Below are 16,869 nucleotides of genomic sequence, written 5' to 3'. Positions count from 1 at the left end.
GTGGCTCAGCCGGCCAGCGTCGCCCGGGTGCACATGGTGATATAGGGCAGCGCCAGGCCGGTCGTATTCGCCAGCGCCGGATGGGTGGCCAGCAACTCGCGCACCTCGTCGAGCGTTCTGGAACGGACCTCGGTCGGTGAGGTGATGCAGTAGCTGCGCGACGCGACGAGGTCGATCAATGCTTGCGGCGTAAGGTAACTCGTCCACTCGACCCGGTGCTGCGCGAGGTCGGTGAAGGGCTCGGGCAGCTTCACCTGGGTGCGGCCGCCGTCGCCGTCGCTGCCGATGATCCGGCCCAGTTCGCGCACCCAGCCGAGCCGTTCGTCGCGGGTGTTCCACACCAGGCCCAGCCGACCGCCCGGACGCAGCACGCGGGCCACCTCGGGTATCGCGCGCTCGGGGTCCACCCAATGCCAGGCCTGGGCCACCAGCACCACATCAACGCTGTTGTCTTCCAACGGAATCTCTTCCGCCGTGCCCAGCAAGGCGCGGGTCTCGGGCAGCGAGGTCCGCAACACCTCCAGCATGTCCGGGATCGGGTCGACGGCCACCACGTCCAGGCCGCGCTCCACCAACCGGGTCGTCAGCTTGCCGGTGCCGGCACCCAGGTCGAGCACTTGACGCGCCCCGACCGGCAGCAGCCAGTCGATCGCTTCGGGGGGATAGGAGGGGCGGCCACGCTCATAGGCCGCGGCCGCCGAGCCGAATGACAGGGAGCGGTTGTGCCGCGAGCGGGTCACCGTTGCGACGTGCCTTCCGTGCTGTCCGTGTCGGCCAACACCAGTGTCTTGCGGATCAATTCGCCGACCGCGTCGGATTCCACCAGGAAGCCGTCGTGCCCGCAGACGGAGTCGACCACCTGCAAAGCGGTGCAGCCCGGCAGCTGCTCGGCCAGCTCCTCCTGCAAACGCAGCGGGTACAGCCGGTCGGACCTGATGCCGCCCACCACCACCGGCACCGGGCAGCCGCGCAGCGCCTTGGCCACCCCACCGCGCCCCCGGCCGACGTCGTGACTGTTCAGCGCCTCGGTCAACACCACGTAGCTGCCCGCGTCGAAGCGCTCCAGCAGCTTGTCGCCCTGGTACTCCAGATAGCTCTGCACCGCGTAGCGGCCGCCATCGGCCGGATCCTCGTCGCTCTGACCGTCATTGGCGAAGCGGGTGTCGAGCTCGACCTCACCGCGATAGGTCAGGTGCGCGAAGCGCCGCGCGATGGCCAGCCCGGCTTCGGGAGCCACTCCGGTGTCGTGATAGTCGCCGCCCTGCCAATTCGGGTCGGCCTTGATGGCCGCGATCTGGGTGGACTGGGTGCCGATCTGGTCGGCGGTGGCGCGCGCGCCCACGGCCAGCAGCAGCCCGGCCCGGACCCGGTTCGGGTGACCGACGATCCACTCCAAAGCCCTTGCGCCACCCATGGATCCACCGACGACGGCGGCGACCTCGTCGATCCCCAGCGCGGCCAAGGCGGCGACGTCGGCCTGCACCTGGTCGCGGATCGAAATCCGCGGGAACCTTGAGCCCCAGGGCTTTCCGTCGCGGGTACGCGAACTGGGACCGGTCGACCCGCGGCAACCGCCAAGCACATTGGTGGCCACCGCGCACCAGCGGTCGGTGTCGATCGGCGCGCCCGGCCCGACCATCTCGTCCCACCAGCCGCCGGTGGGATGTCCGGGCCCGGCCGGCCCGGTGATGTGCGAGTCACCGGTCAGGGCGTGCAGCACCACGACCACGTTGTCGCGTGTCGGCGACAACTCGCCCCAGCGCTGGACGGCGATGTGCACGTCGTCGATCACCGCGCCGCTTTCGGTGGTCAGCGCGCCGATGTGGACAAAGCCGATTTCGCCTTCGTCGGGCAACGTTTGGGTGGGCACGTTGGAGGTCGTCATGGGCAGGATTCCTTTAGAACGCCGCCACGGCCTGCGGATCCGTGCCGGCCCCCGCGGCCGCGCCGAATTTGGCTGCCGCGGCGAAGCCGAGTTCCAGGTCGGCCAGGATGTCCTCGATCCCCTCGATGCCGACGGCCAGCCGCACCAGGCCCGGGCTGACCCCGGTGCTCAGCTGCTCCTGCGGGGACAGCTGGGCGTGCGTCGTGGACGCCGGATGGATCACCAGGGAACGCACGTCACCGATGTTGGCGACGTGGCTGTGCAACTGCAGCGCGTTGACGAAGGCCTTGCCCGCGTCGACGCCGCCGGCCAGCTCGAACGACAGCACCGCCCCGGCTCCCTTGGGCGCCAGCTTCTTTGCCCGCTCATGCCACGGCGAGCTGGGCAACCCCGCGTAGTTCACCGAGAGCACGCCCTCGTGGGCGGCCAAGAACTCGGCCACACGCTGGGCGTTGGCGACGTGCCGCTCGACGCGCAGGCTCAGCGTCTCGATGCCCTGGGCGACCAGGAACGCGTTGAACGGCGCGGCGGCCGAACCGAGGTCACGCAGCAGCTGCACGCGCGCCTTGAGCGCGTAGGCCGGCGGACCGAGTTCGGCGAACACCACGCCGTGGTAGCTCGGGTCGGGGGTGGTGAATCCCGGGAAACGACCCTGCGTCCAATCGAAGGTGCCACCGTCGACGACGACCCCGGCGATCGCCGAGCCGTGACCGCCGAGGTACTTGGTGGCCGAGTGCACGACGATGTCCGCGCCATGCTTGAACGGCTGGATCAGGTAGGGCGTGGCGACCGTGTTGTCGACGATCAGCGGAACGCCGGTGTCGTGGGCGACCCCGGCGACGCCGGGAATGTCGAGGATGTCGATCTGCGGGTTGGAGATGGTCTCGGCGAAGAAAGCCTTGGTGTTCGGCCGCGCCGCGGACCGCCACGACTCGAGATCGTCGGGGTCCTCCACGAAGCTGACGTCGATTCCGAGCTTGGCCAGCGAGTAGTGGAACAGGTTGTAGGTCCCGCCGTAGAGCCTGGGGCTCGAGACGATGTGATCTCCGGCACACGCGATGTTCAAGATGGCGAAGGTGGCCGCCGCCTGGCCGGAGCTCAAAAACAGCGCCGCCACGCCGCCCTCGAGCGCGGCGATGCGCTGCTCGACGACGTCGGTGGTCGGGTTGCCGATGCGGGTGTAGATGTTGCCCGGAACTTCGAGCCCGAACAGGGCGGCGGCGTGCGTGGTGTCGTCGAAGACGTACGAGGTGGTCTGGTAGATCGGCAGGGCGCGGGCGTTGGTGGCCGCGTCGGGCTGCTGCCCGGCGTGCACCTGCTTGGTCTCGAATGACCAATGCGCGGTCGGGTCGGTGTTGTCGCTGGTAGTGCCGTTGGACGAAGGACTGTCGGAACTCACGTGGGTTGGCTTTCTCCTGGAATATGGGCTCGGGTCTCAGCGGGGCCTCTGTGCGGCCTGGGTTGCCGGCGGGCTAGCAGCGGCGCACGGACGCGCCCATCGGCGGCTCGACGAAGGTGAGCCGATCACAAGGAGCTGGACAGAAGCACATCACGTGTCCCCTCTAGTCAGGGGTCCGTTATGGCGGACCCGCGCTTGCCGCGCAGCCTGTGGCTACTAGACCTGGTCATCACCCGGGGCACCCCACCGCGGTTGGAGGGTTGCCGGCCAGCAAGCCGGGGCTTGACGCTGGCGCTCATGACCAATACGAAGACTATCTTATTGTGCCGACCCGCTGCCAACTGTCGCGGTGCAGACGCAGGTCGACACCTGTCCAAACACCCTTGATAACGTGGCAGTTAGATTGCTGAGCCCCCCAACAGAGTTGTCCGATATCGAAGATCCTGCCGCCGGGAGAGGGACCGTGAGCGCCGAGAAGCCGACCGTCATCTACACGCTGACCGACGAGGCGCCACTGCTGGCGACCTACGCGTTCCTGCCGATCGTGCGTGCCTTCGCCGAACCCGCGGGCATCGAGATCAAGACCAGCGACATCTCGGTGGCGGCCCGGATCCTCGCCGAATTCCCCGAACACCTCACCGAGGAGCAGCGGGTCCCCGACAACCTGGCGGAGTTGGGCCGGCTGACGAAGCTGGCCGACACCAACATCATCAAGCTGCCGAACATCAGCGCCTCGGTGCCGCAGCTGATCGCCGCTGTCAAGGAGCTGCAGGGCAAGGGGTTCAAGGTTCCGGACTTTCCGCAGAGCCCGAAGACCGACGAGGACAAGGAAATTCGCGCCCGCTATGCCAAGTGCCTGGGCAGCGCGGTGAACCCGGTACTGCGGCAAGGCAACTCGGACCGACGCGCTCCGAAGGCCGTCAAGGAATACGCCCGCAAGCACCCGCACAGCATGGCTCCCTGGTCGCCGGCGTCGCGGACCCACGTCGCGACCATGAAGGGCGGCGACTTCTACCACGGCGAGAAGTCGATGACGCTGGACCGCGCGCGCAACGTGAAGATGGAGCTCGAGACCGAAAGCGGCGAGACGATCGTGCTCAAGCCGATGGTGTCGCTGCGCAACGCCGACGTCATCGACTCCATGTTCATGAGCAAGAAGGCGCTCGTCGAGTTCTACGAGGAGCAGATGCAGGACGCCTACGAGACCGGCGTGATGTTCTCGTTGCACGTCAAGGCGACGATGATGAAGGTCTCCCACCCCATCGTGTTCGGGCACGCCGTGAAGATCTTCTACAAGGAGGCCTTCGCCAAACATCAGGAGCTCTTCGACGAACTCGGCGTCGACGTCAACAACGGATTGGTCGACCTGTACAGCAAGATCGAGTCGCTCCCGGCGTCGCTGCACGAGGAGATCATCCGCGACCTGCACGCGTGCCACGAGCACCGGCCCGAGCTGGCGATGGTCGATTCGGCCAAGGGCATCACCAACTTTCACTCGCCCAGCGACGTGATCGTCGACGCGTCGATGCCGGCGATGATCCGCGCGGGCGGCAAGATGTGGGGCGCCGACGGGCGGCAGAAGGACACCAAGGCCGTCAACCCCGAGTCCACGTTCTCGCGGATCTACCAAGAGATCATCAACTTCTGTAAGACCCATGGGCAATTCGATCCGACGACGATGGGCACGGTCCCCAACGTCGGGCTGATGGCACAGCAGGCCGAGGAGTACGGCTCGCACGACAAGACCTTCGAGATCCCCGAGGGCGGGGTCGCCAACATCGTCGACCTCGACACCGGGGAAGTCCTGCTGACCCAGAACGTGGAGGCCGGCGACATCTGGCGCATGCCCATCGTCCGCGACGAAGCGATCCGTGACTGGGTCAAGCTGGCCGTCACTCGGGCGCGCAACTCGGGCATGACGGTGGTGTTCTGGCTGGACACCGAACGCCCGCACGAGGTGGAGCTGCGCAAGAAGGTCAAGGAGTACCTCAAGGAACACGACACCGAGGGCCTGGACATCAACATCATGCCGCAGGTGTGGGCCATGCGATACACGCTGGAGCGCGCGATGCGCGGCCAGGACACCATCGCCGCCACCGGAAACATCCTGCGCGACTACCTCACTGACCTGTTCCCGATCCTGGAGCTGGGCACCAGCGCCAAGATGCTGTCCATCGTGCCGTTGATGGCCGGCGGCGGAATGTACGAGACCGGTGCGGGCGGTTCGGCGCCCAAGCACGTCCACCAACTGGTCGAGGAGAATCACCTGCGCTGGGATTCGCTCGGTGAATTTCTCGCCCTGGGAGCGTGTTTCGAGGACGTCGGTATCAAGAACGACAACGAGCGCGCCAAGCTGCTGGGCAAGACGCTGGATTCCGCGATCGGAAAGCTGTTGGACAACAACAAGAGTCCGTCGCGCAAGACCGGTGAACTCGACAACCGTGGCAGCCAGTACTATCTGGCGCTGTACTGGGCGGCCGAACTCGCCGCGCAGAACGACGACGAGGAGTTGCGCGACCGTTTCGCCGCGCTGGCCGAGTCGTTGGCCGAGAACGAGGACACCATCGTGGCCGAACTCGCCGAAGTGCAGGGTGAGTCGGTCGACATCGGCGGGTACTACTACCCGGACAGCGAGAAGACGACGGCAGTGATGCGGCCGAGCAAGACGTTCAACGAGGTGTTAGCGGCCGCGCAAGGCTGACGCCGCAGGGGAGGCACCGATGTCGAGCCCGGGTTCCAAAGAGGCCAAGATCAAGGTCAAGGGCCGCGTGGTCGAGCTCGACGGCGACGAGATGACCCGCGTCATCTGGAAGCTGATCAAGGACCAGCTGATCCTTCCGCACCTCGACATCGATCTGGACTACTACGACCTGGGCATCGAGCACCGCGACCGCACCGGCGACCAGGTGACGATCGACGCGGCCTACGCCATCAAGAAGCACGGCGTGGGGGTCAAGTGCGCGACGATCACCCCGGACGAGGCCCGCGTCCAGGAGTTCAATCTCAAGAAGATGTGGCTGTCGCCCAACGGGACGATCCGGAACATCCTGGGCGGCACCATCTTCCGCGAACCGATCGTCATCTCCAACGTGCCGCGCCTGGTTCCGGGCTGGACGAAGCCGATCGTCATCGGTCGCCACGCGTTCGGCGACCAGTACCGGGCGACCAACTTCAAGGTCGACAAGCCCGGCACCGTCGCCATCACGTTCACCCCCGCCGACGGTAGCGAGCCGATGGTGCACGAGATGGTTTCCATTCCCGACGACGGCGGCGTGGTGATGGGGATGTACAACTTCAAGGACTCCGTGCGCGACTTCGCGCGCGCGACGTTCAAGTACGGCCTGAACGCCAAGTGGCCGGTGTATCTGTCGACCAAGAACACCATCCTCAAGGCCTACGACGGCATGTTCAAAGACGAGTTCCAGCGCATCTACGACGAGGAATTCAAGGAGCAGTTCGAGGCCGAGGGCCTGACCTACGAGCACCGGCTGATCGACGACATGGTCGCCGCCTGCCTCAAGTGGGAGGGCGGGTACGTGTGGGCGTGCAAGAACTACGACGGCGACGTGCAGTCCGACGCCATCGCCCAGGGCTACGGCTCGCTGGGGCTGATGACCTCGGTGCTGATGACGGCCGACGGCAAGACGGTCGAGGCCGAGGCCGCGCACGGCACCGTCACCCGGCACTTCCGCCAGTACCAGGCCGGCAAGCCGACTTCGACCAACCCGATCGCCTCGATCTTCGCGTGGACGCGGGGGCTGGCGCACCGCGGAAAGCTGGACGACACCCCCGAGGTGATCGAGTTCGCGCAGCGGCTGGAAACCGTCGTCGTCTCCACCGTCGAGAGCGGGAAGATGACGAAGGATCTCGCCATCCTCATCGGACCCGACCAAAAGTGGCAGCAGAGCGAGCAATTCCTCGACTCGATCGCCGAGAACCTGGAAAAGGAACTGGCTAGCTAGCCGGCGGCCGGTGCCGGTCGGAAAGCCGGTCCGGGCCGGCGGCGCACTCGTCGATGAAGTCGGCGATGGCCGCGGTGATGCGTTCGGGCGCCTCGAACATCGGCACGTGTCCGACGCCGTCGAGCTTGGTGATCTTGGTTCCCTCGGGCAAAAAGTCGGTGAAATGCCGGCTGAACCTGCTGGGCGGCACCACGCGGTCCTTCTCGCACAGCACCAGCTGCACGGGCACCGCGGTCTGCGCCAGCTCCAGCAGCCCCGGCGCCACCAGCGACTTGATCAGCAGCTGGAAATAGGCCGGGCAATGCGCGGCGTCGTCGACCACGGCGCACAGCTGCTCCTCGCTGACCCCCGCCGGCGTCGCGCTCAGCGGCAGGGTGGCCAGCCGGCGGCTCAGCGGCAGCCGCAACGCGCGCTGGCCCAGCAGCCGGGCCAGCCCCAGGATCGGCATGCCGGCGATGAACTTGCTGATGACCTCGAATTTGACCGGGCTCCAGCGCGTCCAGCCGCCCGCGGCCCCGACGCCGGTGACGCTGCGCGCCCGCCCGCGCCGCTCGAGTTCGAACGCCACCCAGCCGCCCAGCGAGTTGCCGACCAGGTGCGCGGTCTCCCACCCGAGTTCGTCGAGCTGACGCTCGACGTGGTCGGCCAGCACCGACGAGCTCAGCAGCCAGGTGCCCGCGTAGGGCCCGCCGTTGTGCCCGGCCATGGTCGGGGCGAAGACCTCGTAGCGGCCGGTGTCGGCCAGCCGCGGCGCGACCGGATCCCATACCGTCTGCGACATCAAAAAGCCGTGCAGCAGCACGACCGGCTCCCCGGAACCATCCTCAGGGCCGAGGTGGGTCGGCGTACGAGTCGTCATAATCCGACATTAAAGGCGGTACCGCCGGTACCGCAACACGGCCTGATCGCGAGCGCGCGGCTCGCCGCACACTCGGCGCCGAACGTGCGGGTGGCCGCACACTGAGCGCCGGCGGTCGCGCGTGAAAAGATCGGTGCATCATGAGCACCGCTACCGGATCCAGCCGCATTTTCTCCGGCGTGCAGCCCACGTCCGATTCGCTTCACCTGGGCAACGCCCTGGGCGCCATCACCCAGTGGGTCGGACTGCAGGACGACCACGACGCGTTCTTCTGCGTGGTCGACCTGCACGCCATCACCATCGCCCAGGATCCCGAGGCGCTGCGGCGGCGGAGCCTGGTCACCGCCGCCCAATACCTGGCCCTGGGCATCGACCCGGCCCGCAGCACCGTCTTCGTGCAGAGCCACGTGCCCGCCCACACCCAGCTGGCCTGGGTGCTGGGCTGCTTCACCGGCTTCGGGCAGGCGTCGCGGATGACGCAGTTCAAGGACAAGTCGCAGCGGCAGGGCGCCGACTCGACCACGGTCGGGCTGTTCACGTACCCGGTGCTGCAGGCCGCCGACGTGCTGGCCTACGACACCGACCTGGTGCCGGTGGGCGAAGACCAGCGCCAGCACCTCGAGCTGGCGCGCGACGTGGCGCAGCGGTTCAACGCCCGATTCCCGGACACCTTCGTGGTGCCCGACATGCTCATCCCCAAGGCCACCGCGAAGATCTACGACCTGTCCGACCCGACGTCGAAGATGAGCAAATCAGCGGCCACCGACGCCGGGCTGATCAACCTGCTCGACGATCCGGCGTTGTCGGCCAAGAAGATTCGGTCGGCGGTGACCGACAGCGAGCGCGAGATCCGCTTCGACACCGACGCCAAGCCCGGCGTGTCCAACCTGCTGACCATCCAGTCCGCGGTCAGCGGCGTCGGCGTCGACAAGCTCGTCGAGGGCTATGCCGGAAGGGGTTACGGCGATTTGAAGAAGGACACCGCGGAGGCGGTGGTCGAGTTCGTCACCCCGATCAAGGCCCGGGTCGACGAACTCACGGCCGACTTGGCGGAATTGGAGGCCATTTTGGCGGCCGGCGCCGAAAGGGCCCAGGATGTCGCCGGGAAAACGGTCCAACGGGTTTACGATCGGCTTGGGTTCCTTCCGCAACGGAGGTAAGAAGTTTCACCATGAGCGAGCCGGCCGAGGAAGGCATTCTTGATCGGCTGCGGGCCCGGTACGGGTGGCTCGACCATGTCATCCGCGCCTACCAGCGTTTCGACGAGCGCAACGGCGGCTTCTTTGCCGCGGGCCTCACGTATTACACGATTTTCGCGTTGTTCCCCTTGCTCATGGTCGGTTTCGCGGTGTTCGGATTCGTGCTGGCCCGACGGCCACACCTGCTGAGCACGATTGACGATCACATCCGCTCGCAGGTGACGGGCACGCTGGGTAACCAACTGCAGGAGTTGATGAACTCGGCGATCGATGCGCGGACTTCGGTCGGTGTCATCGGTCTGGTCACCGCGGTGTGGGCGGGCCTGGGCTGGATTTCGCATTTGCGGCAGGCGCTGACCGAGATGTGGTGGGACTCCCACCTCGAATCGGAGGGCTTCGTGCGGGGCAAGTTCTCCGATCTGCTGGCGATGGTGGGTACGTTCGCGGTGATCGTGGCCACCGTCGCGCTGACCACCGTCGGCCACGCCGCGCCCATGGCCACGCTGCTGAAATGGCTTGGGGTACCGCAGTTTGCGGTGTTCGACTGGCTGTTCTGGCTCTTCTCGATCGTGATCGCGACGCTGGTGTCGTGGCTGCTGTTCACGTGGATGATCGCGCGCCTGCCCCGGGAAAAGGTCAGCTTCGTCGATTCGATGCGGGCTGGGCTGATCGCAGCCGTCGGCTTCGAAGTGTTCAAACAGGTGGCGTCGATCTATCTGAAGACGGTGTTGCGCAGCCCCGCGGGCGCCGCGTTCGGTCCGGTGCTGGGGTTGATGGTGTTCGCCTACATCACCGCCTATCTCGTCCTGTTCTGCACGGCGTGGGCGGCGACGGCATCCACCGATCCGCGCGACCATCACGTCGAGCCCCCGGCTCCGGCGATCATCGCGCCGCGGGTGCACATGGATGAAGGTCTGAACACCCGCCAGACGCTGACCGCGATGGCGATGGGAGCCATTGGGGCGCTGGCGCTTTCCCGGATCGCCGGGTTCGCCCGCCGCGGCCGCTAGCTGACCAGCTTCAAACCCGCTATGCACGCCACGATCCCGGCGATCAGCAACAGCTTGGTCAACGACGCCGGCTCCTCGCCGATCAACGCCGCGTAGCCCACCGTGAGCACGGCCCCGACGCCGACCCACACGGCGTAACTGGTTCCGACCGGTAGGGTGCGCATCGCGGTCGCCAGCCCGGCCATCGAAAGCGCCAGCGCGCCAACGAAGGCCAGCGAAGGGCCGAGCCGGTGGAAGCCGTCGGACTTGTTGAGGGCGGTCGCCCACACCGCCTCCAGGACCCCCGACGCGATCAAGACGAGCCATGCCATTGCGCACCTCCACGGCGCCGTCTTGTCGCTGGCCGGGTACGGGGCCCCTCGTCCGGTGTCAGGTGCTGACGGCTCCGATGTTAAGCCAAGGCGGACGGCGAAACGGATTCGGGCTCACAGCCCGGCCGCCCTGCCGACGACCACGGTGATGGCGGCGACGAAGATCGCCACGTTCACTGCGACGCTGCGGGGTTCGCGAAGATACGTGTGCGAGGCCATGGCGCCGACCATGACGATCGCGAGCCCGCCGGCGGCGGCCGGGATGAGGAACTCCGCGACGCCGACCAGCCGGGGCAGGACAAGGCCTAGGGCGGCCAGCAATTCGCAGAACGCGGTGACGCGCACCACGGGCATGGGAAAGGGCGCGATGCCGGTCTGGCCCGTCGCGAGCAGCCGCTCCCGGGGCATGCTGATCTTGGCCAGCCCCGAGGCGAGGAAGATGGCGGCGAGCAATCCCTGCAGCGTCCACAGCAGCGCATTCATGGTGACCTCCGTATTCGATGACGCGTCACACCTATGACGAGGCCGCGGCGCGACGTGTGACACGCCAGGTCGATCGGCTACTCTCCAACCCGCCATTCGCCGTGGGCCAGGACGGCGGTCACCCGCAAATCACGGTCGAGCACCACAAGATTGGCGTCGTAGCCCGGGCGCAGGCTGCCCACCCGGTCGAGCGCGAGCGCGCGTGCCGGCGTCGCCGACGTCACCTGCACCGCCGCGGCAAGGCCGGCGTCGGCGGCCACCCTGGCGAACAGCTGATCCATGGTGGCCGTGCTCCCCGCGATCGTCGACGTCCCCTGCACCCGCGCGACGCCGGAGACCACATCGATGCGCACCGCACCGAGTCGATACACGCCGTCGGGGCGGCCCGCCGCGGCGATCGCGTCGGTGATCACGGCGACCCGATCAGCGCCGGCCGCCTCGATCACCGCGCGTGCTACGTCCGGGTGCAGGTGCACGCCGTCGGCGATGAGCTCGACTGTGACCCGCTCATCCCGCAGCAACGCGAGCGCCGGGCCGGGCTCGCGATGATGCAGCGGCGGCATCGCGTTGAACAGATGCGTGCCGACCGTGGCGCCCAGCGCGATGGCGTGCCGGGTCTGCTCGTAGCTGGCGTCGGTATGCCCCACCGCCACAACGACTCCCGCGTCCACGAAACGCCGGATCGCGGCCTCGGCCCCGGGCAGCTCCGGCGCCAGCGTGACCATCTTGATCACGCCGCCGCCGGCGGTCAGCACCGCGTCGATCTCGCCGGGGTCCGGGTCGCGCATCTGGGTGCGGTCGTGGGCCCCGCAGTGTGCCCGGCTCAGCCAGGGGCCTTCGAGATGGATGCCCGCGATCGTGCCGCGCCTGGTGGCGTCGGTGAGCGCGCGCACCCCGCTGAGCAGCTCCGAGGGGGCCGTGGTCACCAGGCTGGCCAGCGTCGTGGTGGTGCCGTGACGCAGGTGGAAGGCGGCGGCCGCACCGATGCCGTCGGCGTCGGTGTAGGAAGCCCCGCCCCCGCCGTGCACGTGCATGTCGATAAACCCTGGCGCCACAACGCCATCGGGGAAGTCGCGGTCGGGCGGGCGCGGCGGCGGGCCGGGCGCGCAGGCCGCGATCCGCCCGCCGGAGGTTTCGAGCCAGCCGGGCCGACACATGCGCCCGTCCAGGACCATGGTTCCCGCGGCGATCAGTCCCACCGGCCGCCGTTCTCCCAGAAGTGGCGGATGTCCTCGAGCTGGCGGCCCTTGGTCTCCGGCGCGTACCGGTAGACGAACACGAAGGCGATCAACGCGAGCGCGGCGAACGCCGCGAAAGTCCCGGCGCCGCCCAAGGAATGCAGCATGGACAGAAAGACGGCGGCGATGATGGCGTTGGCTACCAGGTTGGAGGTCAGCATGGTGCTCGACCCGATGGAGCGCAGCCGGGACGGGAAGCTTTCGCTGGCGTACACCCAGCCCAGGGAACCGAAACCCATGGTGTAGCCGAAGATGAACAGCAGCACGCCGGCAAACCCGGCGACCGCGCCGCCGATCCCACGGCCGAACACGGCCATCAGCACGACATCGGCGCCGATCATCATGGCGGTGCCGCACAACAGGATTGGCCGCCGGCCCACCCGGTCGACCAGCAACAGCGCCGTGCCGACCGCCGCCAATCCGGCCACCTGGACCAGCGCCGGCAGACCCAGCAGCGCGAAATTGCCGGTGAAGCCCATGGCCTGAAATATCCGGGGACTGTAGTAGATGATCGCGTTGATACCGGTGATCTGGATCAGGAAGCCGAGAACGACGACGAAGATCGTCGCCCGAAGATAGGGCCTGCGAACCATTTCCGGCAGCATGTCGGAGAGCCGGCCGCTCCCTTCGCTGACCGCGCGGCTGATATCGGCCAGCTCGTCGTCGGCCTGCGCGTCGGGCTCCACCCGCAGCAGCGCCGCCCGGGCGTCGTCGCGCCGGCCTTTGAGCACATACCACCGGGCCGTGTCGGGCATCCGAAGCACCAACGGCGCCAACAGCATTGCGGGCACGCACGCCAACCCCAGCATCCACCGCCAGCCGTGCGTGCCGGCCAGCAGGTAACCGGTCACGTATCCGACGATGAGCCCGCTGACGATCGCCAGCTGGTAGGCCGTCAGCAGCGACCCGCGCACCGCCGTGGGGGCCGACTCGGCCACGTACACCGGGACGACCACCACCGTGACGCCGATCGTCAGGCCGACGAGCAGACGCGCGGCCAGCAGCATTGGCAGCGACACCGAGAACGCGGCCAGCAGCGCGAAAGCCGCGTAGGCGAACAGGATCAGCACCACCGACTTTTTGCGCCCGATCACGTTGGCCAGCACACCGGCGCCGAGCGCCCCGATGATCTGGCCGATCACCACCATCGTCGTCAGCAGTTCCTGTTGCCGGGTGGACAGTCCGAATTCCTCGGTGACGAACAACTGCGCACCGGCGATGATGGACAGGTCGTAGCCGTAGATGAGACCCACGCTGGCGGCGGTCAGCCCGACCAGCAGGCCGCTCCGCGATCCGGTGGCCACCGGCGGTCAGCGGTGTTGGGGTCGGCGGTTCATCGAGCGTGCGGCCATGATCAAGCTAAACACGATGATGGCGCCGATGACAGCGACGCCCACCCGGACCGGCAAGGCGTCCGCCGACGGGATGATCGCGCCCGCCGCAGCGTTGGTGGCGGCCCGGTCGGCGGCGGTGTCGGTCTGGGCCGGCGCCAGGGACGGGTCGGGCGCGACCAGCGAGCCGACCTGAGTGCCCTGCGGGGTGGCGAACCCGTAGTCCAGCAGATGCGCGGCCTGCTCCCACGGCGCGATCGGCTGCCGCGTCCCGTGCAGCAGCACCGCCACCAACCGCCGCCCGTCGTGGTTGGCCGCGCCCACGAACGTCTGGCCCGCGTCGTCGGTGTAGCCGGTCTTGCCGCCCAGGGCGCCGGGATACTTGTAGAGCAGCTGGTTGTCGTTCTCCAGCTCGTAGCCGGGGTGGTCGCCGTGGCCGGGGAAGTCGAAGGTCCGGGTCGCGACGATGTTGGCGAACGTGGGGTTCTGCCACGCGTAGCGATAGAACAGCCCGACGTCGTAGGCCGAGGTGCTCATGCCGGGCGCGTCCAACCCAGACGGCGACGCTACCCGGGTGTCCTGGCCGCCGAGCTTGGCGGCCAGCACGTTGATCTTCTCCAGCGCTTGCGCCATGCCGCCGAGCTGCATGGCCAGCGCGTGGGCGGCGTCGTTGCCGGAATGCATCAACAGCCCGTGCAGCAGCTGGTTGACGGTGAACACGCCGCCTTCCTGAACGCCGACCTTGGTGCCCTCGGCGGCCGCGTCGTCGGCGGTTCCGGACACCGACTTGTTCAGGTTGAGGGCGTTGATGGAGGCCATCGCCACCAACACCTTGATGATGCTGGCCGGGCGGTGGCGCCCGTGCGGGTCCTTGGCGGCGATGACCGCGCCGCTGTCCAGGTCCGCCACCAGCCAGGCCTCGGCGGACACGTCGCCCGGGAGCGGCGGCGTGTTCGGCGCCGCGACAATGCCGCAGCTACCCAGGGCGTCACCGCCGACGGGCTTGGCGGGCACGGCCAGCGGGATCGGGGGATCGCCGGCGGTGGGGACCTCCGACGAGTCGACCGCCGGCGGAGTGGACACCTTGTACGGGCAGCTCGCGGGTGCGGCGTTGGGTTCGGCGCCGGGTTCGGCGTTGGCGAGCGGTAGCGCCATCGCGGCGGGGGCCCAGGCCACGAAACCCGCTGCGACCAGGCATGACATCGAACGTAGGAAGCTCATCGTCTGTGCACATTATGCGATCGAAGGCCCGAATCCGGGGAGCCGCGCTGTGACTGATGGGACGGAAGTTACTCAGCAGGGCCGGGCGGCCCGGGATACGCTGGGCGCGCGGTCCGCGGGAAAGCGCCCGCCCGCATCGACTTGCGAGGGTTTGCCATTTCCGACAACCGATTGTGGGCGAGGCTGCGGCGCACGCGGGGTGGGGTGCCCGGTGCCGCCCCGCGCCCGCTGAAGGATCTGCTCAACCAGGTCGAGAAGGCCACCCAGGTGCGGCGTTCCGGTCTCGATCGGGTGCTGGCGGAACTCGCGTCGCACCGCGACGCCGCCACCGAGCCCGAGCTGCGCTCAGCGCTGGCCTGGCTGTGCAACGCCGTCTCAAGGTTCGGGCGCAGTCCCAGCGCCCCGCACGCCCGCGAGGTGATGCTGGCCGCCGACGCGGTCAGGCGCGCGGGCTAGTGGCGATCGCAAGCGCGGCGTAGCCGGGCGCAGCGGGTCGCCACCATCCGGCTAGAGCCGCGCATGGGCCTGCGTGAGCACCTCGCGCAGCGCGGCCTCGATGGTGTCGAATTCGGCCTGGCCGCTGATCAACGGTGGCGCCAGCTGAATGACGGAATCGCCGCGGTCGTCGGTGCGGCAATACAGTCCGGCGTCGAACAGCGCCGCACCGACCCGGGCCAGCAGCGGCCGACGCTCGTCGTCGCTGAACGTCTGCTTGGTCGCCTTGTCCTTGACCAGTTCCACGCCGTAGAAGAAACCCTCGCCGCGTACGTCGCCGACGATCGGCAGGTCGTAGAGCTTTTCCAGGGTGGCGCGGAAGGCGGGCGCGTTGGTCCTGACGTGATCGTTGAGCCCCTCGCGCTCGAAGATGTCGAGGTTGGCCAGCCCGACGGCCGCCGAAACCGGATGGCCGCCAAAGGTATAGCCGTGCGGGAACATCGTCGCGCCGTCGTTGAATGGCTCGAACAGGCGCTCGCTGGCGATCATGGCGCCGATCGGTGAGTAGCCCGACGTCATTCCCTTGGCGCAGGTGATCATGTCGGGCACGTAGCCGAAGTCGGCACAGGCGAACATCGACCCGATGCGGCCGAACGCGCAGATCACCTCGTCGGAGACCAGCAGCACGTCGTATTCGTCGCAGATCTCGCGTACTCGCTCGAAATAGCCTGGGGGAGGCGGGATGCTGCCACCGGCGTTCTGCACCGGCTCCAGGAACACCGCGGCCACGGTGTCGGGACCCTCGAATTCGATGGCCTCGGCGATGCGGTCCGCGGCCCACTGCCCGAAGGCCTTCGGGTCGGTGCGCAACGGTTCCGGCGCGCGATAGAAGTTGGTGTTGGGCACCCGAAACCCGCCGGGCGTCACCGGCTCGAACGGCGCCTTGTAACGCGGCAGCCCGGTGATCGCCAGGGCCCCCTGAGTGGTGCCGTGGTAGGCGACCGAACGCGAAATCACCTTGTGCTTACCGGGTTTGCCGGTCAGCTTGAAATATTGCTTGGCCAGTTTCCACGCGGTCTCGACCGCCTCGGTGCCGCCGGTGGTGAAGAACACCCGGTTCAGGTCGCCCGGCGTGTAGCCCGCGAGACGCTCGGCGAGATCGATCGCGGTCGGGGTGGCATACCCCCACAGCGGGAAGAACGCGAGCGTGCCCGCCTGCCGGGCGGCGGCCTCGGCGAGCTCGGCGCGGCCGTGGCCGACCTGCACGGTGAACAGCCCCGACAGGCCGTCGAGGTAGCTCTTGCCGCGGTCGTCGAAGATGGTGACGCCCTCGCCGCGGGTGATGATCGGCGGCGTGATTCCCGGGCCGTGCCGGGAGAAGTGCAGCCACAGGTTGTCGCTCATTGGTGGTGAGCGTAGCGCGGGCTTCGGGCTCGATTGCCCGACTCCTCACTCGCGCCGTTCCGCCGCTCGCCGTCATCGGGCGGGCTCGATTGCCCGACTCCTCACTCGCGCCGTTCCGCCGCTCGCCGTCGT

The 16,869-nt window shown here is 68.0% G+C and carries 15 protein-coding genes and 2 riboswitches; of the genes, 5 read left to right on the top strand and 10 right to left on the bottom strand.

Annotated features, from left to right (window positions below):
• Positions 1-5 precede the first annotated feature (5 nt).
• Genes G6N26_RS12850 through G6N26_RS12840 form a run of 3 tightly spaced genes read right to left on the bottom strand, consistent with a single transcriptional unit; the run spans position 6 to position 3,284 of the window.
• A complete protein-coding gene (locus tag G6N26_RS12850) occupies positions 6-740 on the bottom strand; it encodes a class I SAM-dependent methyltransferase (RefSeq protein WP_067168473.1) in 735 nt (244 codons plus the stop codon).
• Positions 737-1,885, bottom strand: a complete 1,149-nt coding sequence (gene metX / locus G6N26_RS12845) for a homoserine O-acetyltransferase MetX (protein WP_067168474.1) — start codon at positions 1,883-1,885, stop codon at positions 737-739. The genes G6N26_RS12850 and metX overlap by 4 nt, the downstream gene beginning before the upstream one ends.
• A gap of 13 nt (positions 1,886-1,898) precedes the next feature.
• Positions 1,899-3,284, bottom strand: a complete 1,386-nt coding sequence (locus G6N26_RS12840; protein WP_083020395.1) for a bifunctional o-acetylhomoserine/o-acetylserine sulfhydrylase — start codon at positions 3,282-3,284, stop codon at positions 1,899-1,901.
• Positions 3,285-3,470: 186 nt separating this feature from the next.
• Positions 3,471-3,587: riboswitch (SAM riboswitch) on the bottom strand.
• Positions 3,588-3,747: 160 nt separating this feature from the next.
• Between G6N26_RS12840 and G6N26_RS12835 the strand changes: the two genes are divergently transcribed.
• Entirely contained in the window at positions 3,748-5,985 is a 2,238-nt protein-coding gene (locus G6N26_RS12835) for an NADP-dependent isocitrate dehydrogenase (RefSeq protein WP_067168476.1), read from the top strand.
• A 19-nt stretch (positions 5,986-6,004) separates the two neighbouring features.
• Positions 6,005-7,246 (top strand): NADP-dependent isocitrate dehydrogenase, encoded by a 1,242-nt coding sequence (locus tag G6N26_RS12830; RefSeq protein ID WP_083020396.1) that lies wholly within the window; start codon positions 6,005-6,007, stop codon positions 7,244-7,246.
• On the opposite strand, the gene G6N26_RS12825 is transcribed toward G6N26_RS12830, so the two are convergent.
• On the bottom strand, positions 7,239-8,048 hold the full coding sequence (locus G6N26_RS12825) for an alpha/beta fold hydrolase (RefSeq protein WP_083020397.1): 810 nt from the start codon (positions 8,046-8,048) through the stop codon (positions 7,239-7,241). The genes G6N26_RS12830 and G6N26_RS12825 overlap by 8 nt on opposite strands.
• A gap of 197 nt (positions 8,049-8,245) precedes the next feature.
• Here G6N26_RS12825 and trpS point away from each other — a divergent pair, with 197 nt between their 5' ends.
• A complete protein-coding gene (gene trpS, locus G6N26_RS12820; protein ID WP_083020398.1) occupies positions 8,246-9,265 on the top strand; it encodes a tryptophan--tRNA ligase in 1,020 nt (339 codons plus the stop codon).
• 11 nt (positions 9,266-9,276) lie between these two features.
• Positions 9,277-10,314, top strand: coding sequence for an inner membrane protein YhjD (gene yhjD / locus G6N26_RS12815; protein ID WP_067168481.1), 1,038 nt, complete (start codon positions 9,277-9,279; stop codon positions 10,312-10,314).
• Here the strand turns inward: yhjD and G6N26_RS12810 are convergent.
• The 5 genes from G6N26_RS12810 to dacB1 all read right to left on the bottom strand — a co-directional run bounded on the left by G6N26_RS12810 (position 10,311) and on the right by dacB1 (position 14,898).
• Positions 10,311-10,625 carry a DMT family transporter gene (locus G6N26_RS12810; protein ID WP_083020399.1) on the bottom strand — a complete coding sequence of 105 codons (315 nt, stop codon included), beginning with the start codon at positions 10,623-10,625 and terminating at the stop codon, positions 10,311-10,313. The two genes, yhjD and G6N26_RS12810, sit on opposite strands and share 4 nt — an antisense overlap.
• An 11-nt stretch (positions 10,626-10,636) precedes the next feature.
• A riboswitch (guanidine-III (ykkC-III) riboswitch) is annotated at positions 10,637-10,700 on the bottom strand.
• Positions 10,701-10,739: 39 nt separating this feature from the next.
• Positions 10,740-11,108 (bottom strand): DoxX family protein, encoded by a 369-nt coding sequence (locus G6N26_RS12805; RefSeq protein WP_067168483.1) that lies wholly within the window; start codon positions 11,106-11,108, stop codon positions 10,740-10,742.
• A gap of 77 nt (positions 11,109-11,185) precedes the next feature.
• The gene (gene nagA / locus G6N26_RS12800) at positions 11,186-12,307 is read right to left on the bottom strand and encodes an N-acetylglucosamine-6-phosphate deacetylase (protein WP_083020400.1); all 1,122 of its coding nucleotides are present in this window, start codon (positions 12,305-12,307) and stop codon (positions 11,186-11,188) included.
• Positions 12,298-13,650, bottom strand: a complete 1,353-nt coding sequence (locus G6N26_RS12795) for a sugar porter family MFS transporter (protein WP_083020401.1) — start codon at positions 13,648-13,650, stop codon at positions 12,298-12,300. Before G6N26_RS12795 ends, nagA begins: the two co-directional genes overlap by 10 nt.
• 6 nt (positions 13,651-13,656) lie before the next feature.
• Positions 13,657-14,898 carry a D-alanyl-D-alanine carboxypeptidase DacB1 gene (gene dacB1, locus G6N26_RS12790; RefSeq protein WP_067168486.1) on the bottom strand — a complete coding sequence of 414 codons (1,242 nt, stop codon included), beginning with the start codon at positions 14,896-14,898 and terminating at the stop codon, positions 13,657-13,659.
• Positions 14,899-15,069: 171 nt separating this feature from the next.
• On the opposite strand from dacB1, the gene G6N26_RS12785 reads away from it, so the two are divergent.
• Positions 15,070-15,354 carry a hypothetical protein gene (locus G6N26_RS12785; protein ID WP_083020402.1) on the top strand — a complete coding sequence of 95 codons (285 nt, stop codon included), beginning with the start codon at positions 15,070-15,072 and terminating at the stop codon, positions 15,352-15,354.
• Positions 15,355-15,405: 51 nt separating this feature from the next.
• Here the strand turns inward: G6N26_RS12785 and G6N26_RS12780 are convergent, their stop codons facing one another.
• Complete coding sequence (locus tag G6N26_RS12780; RefSeq protein WP_083020403.1) at positions 15,406-16,737, bottom strand: aspartate aminotransferase family protein; 1,332 nt, start codon at positions 16,735-16,737, stop codon at positions 15,406-15,408.
• Between the last annotated feature and the right edge of the window lie 132 nt (positions 16,738-16,869).

This window comes from Mycobacterium marseillense (assembly GCF_010731675.1).
In the GTDB taxonomy this organism is placed as follows: Bacteria; Actinomycetota; Actinomycetes; order Mycobacteriales; family Mycobacteriaceae; genus Mycobacterium; species Mycobacterium marseillense.
Note: the sequence above shows the minus strand (reverse complement) of the source record. Positions and strands in the feature narration are given on the sequence as shown.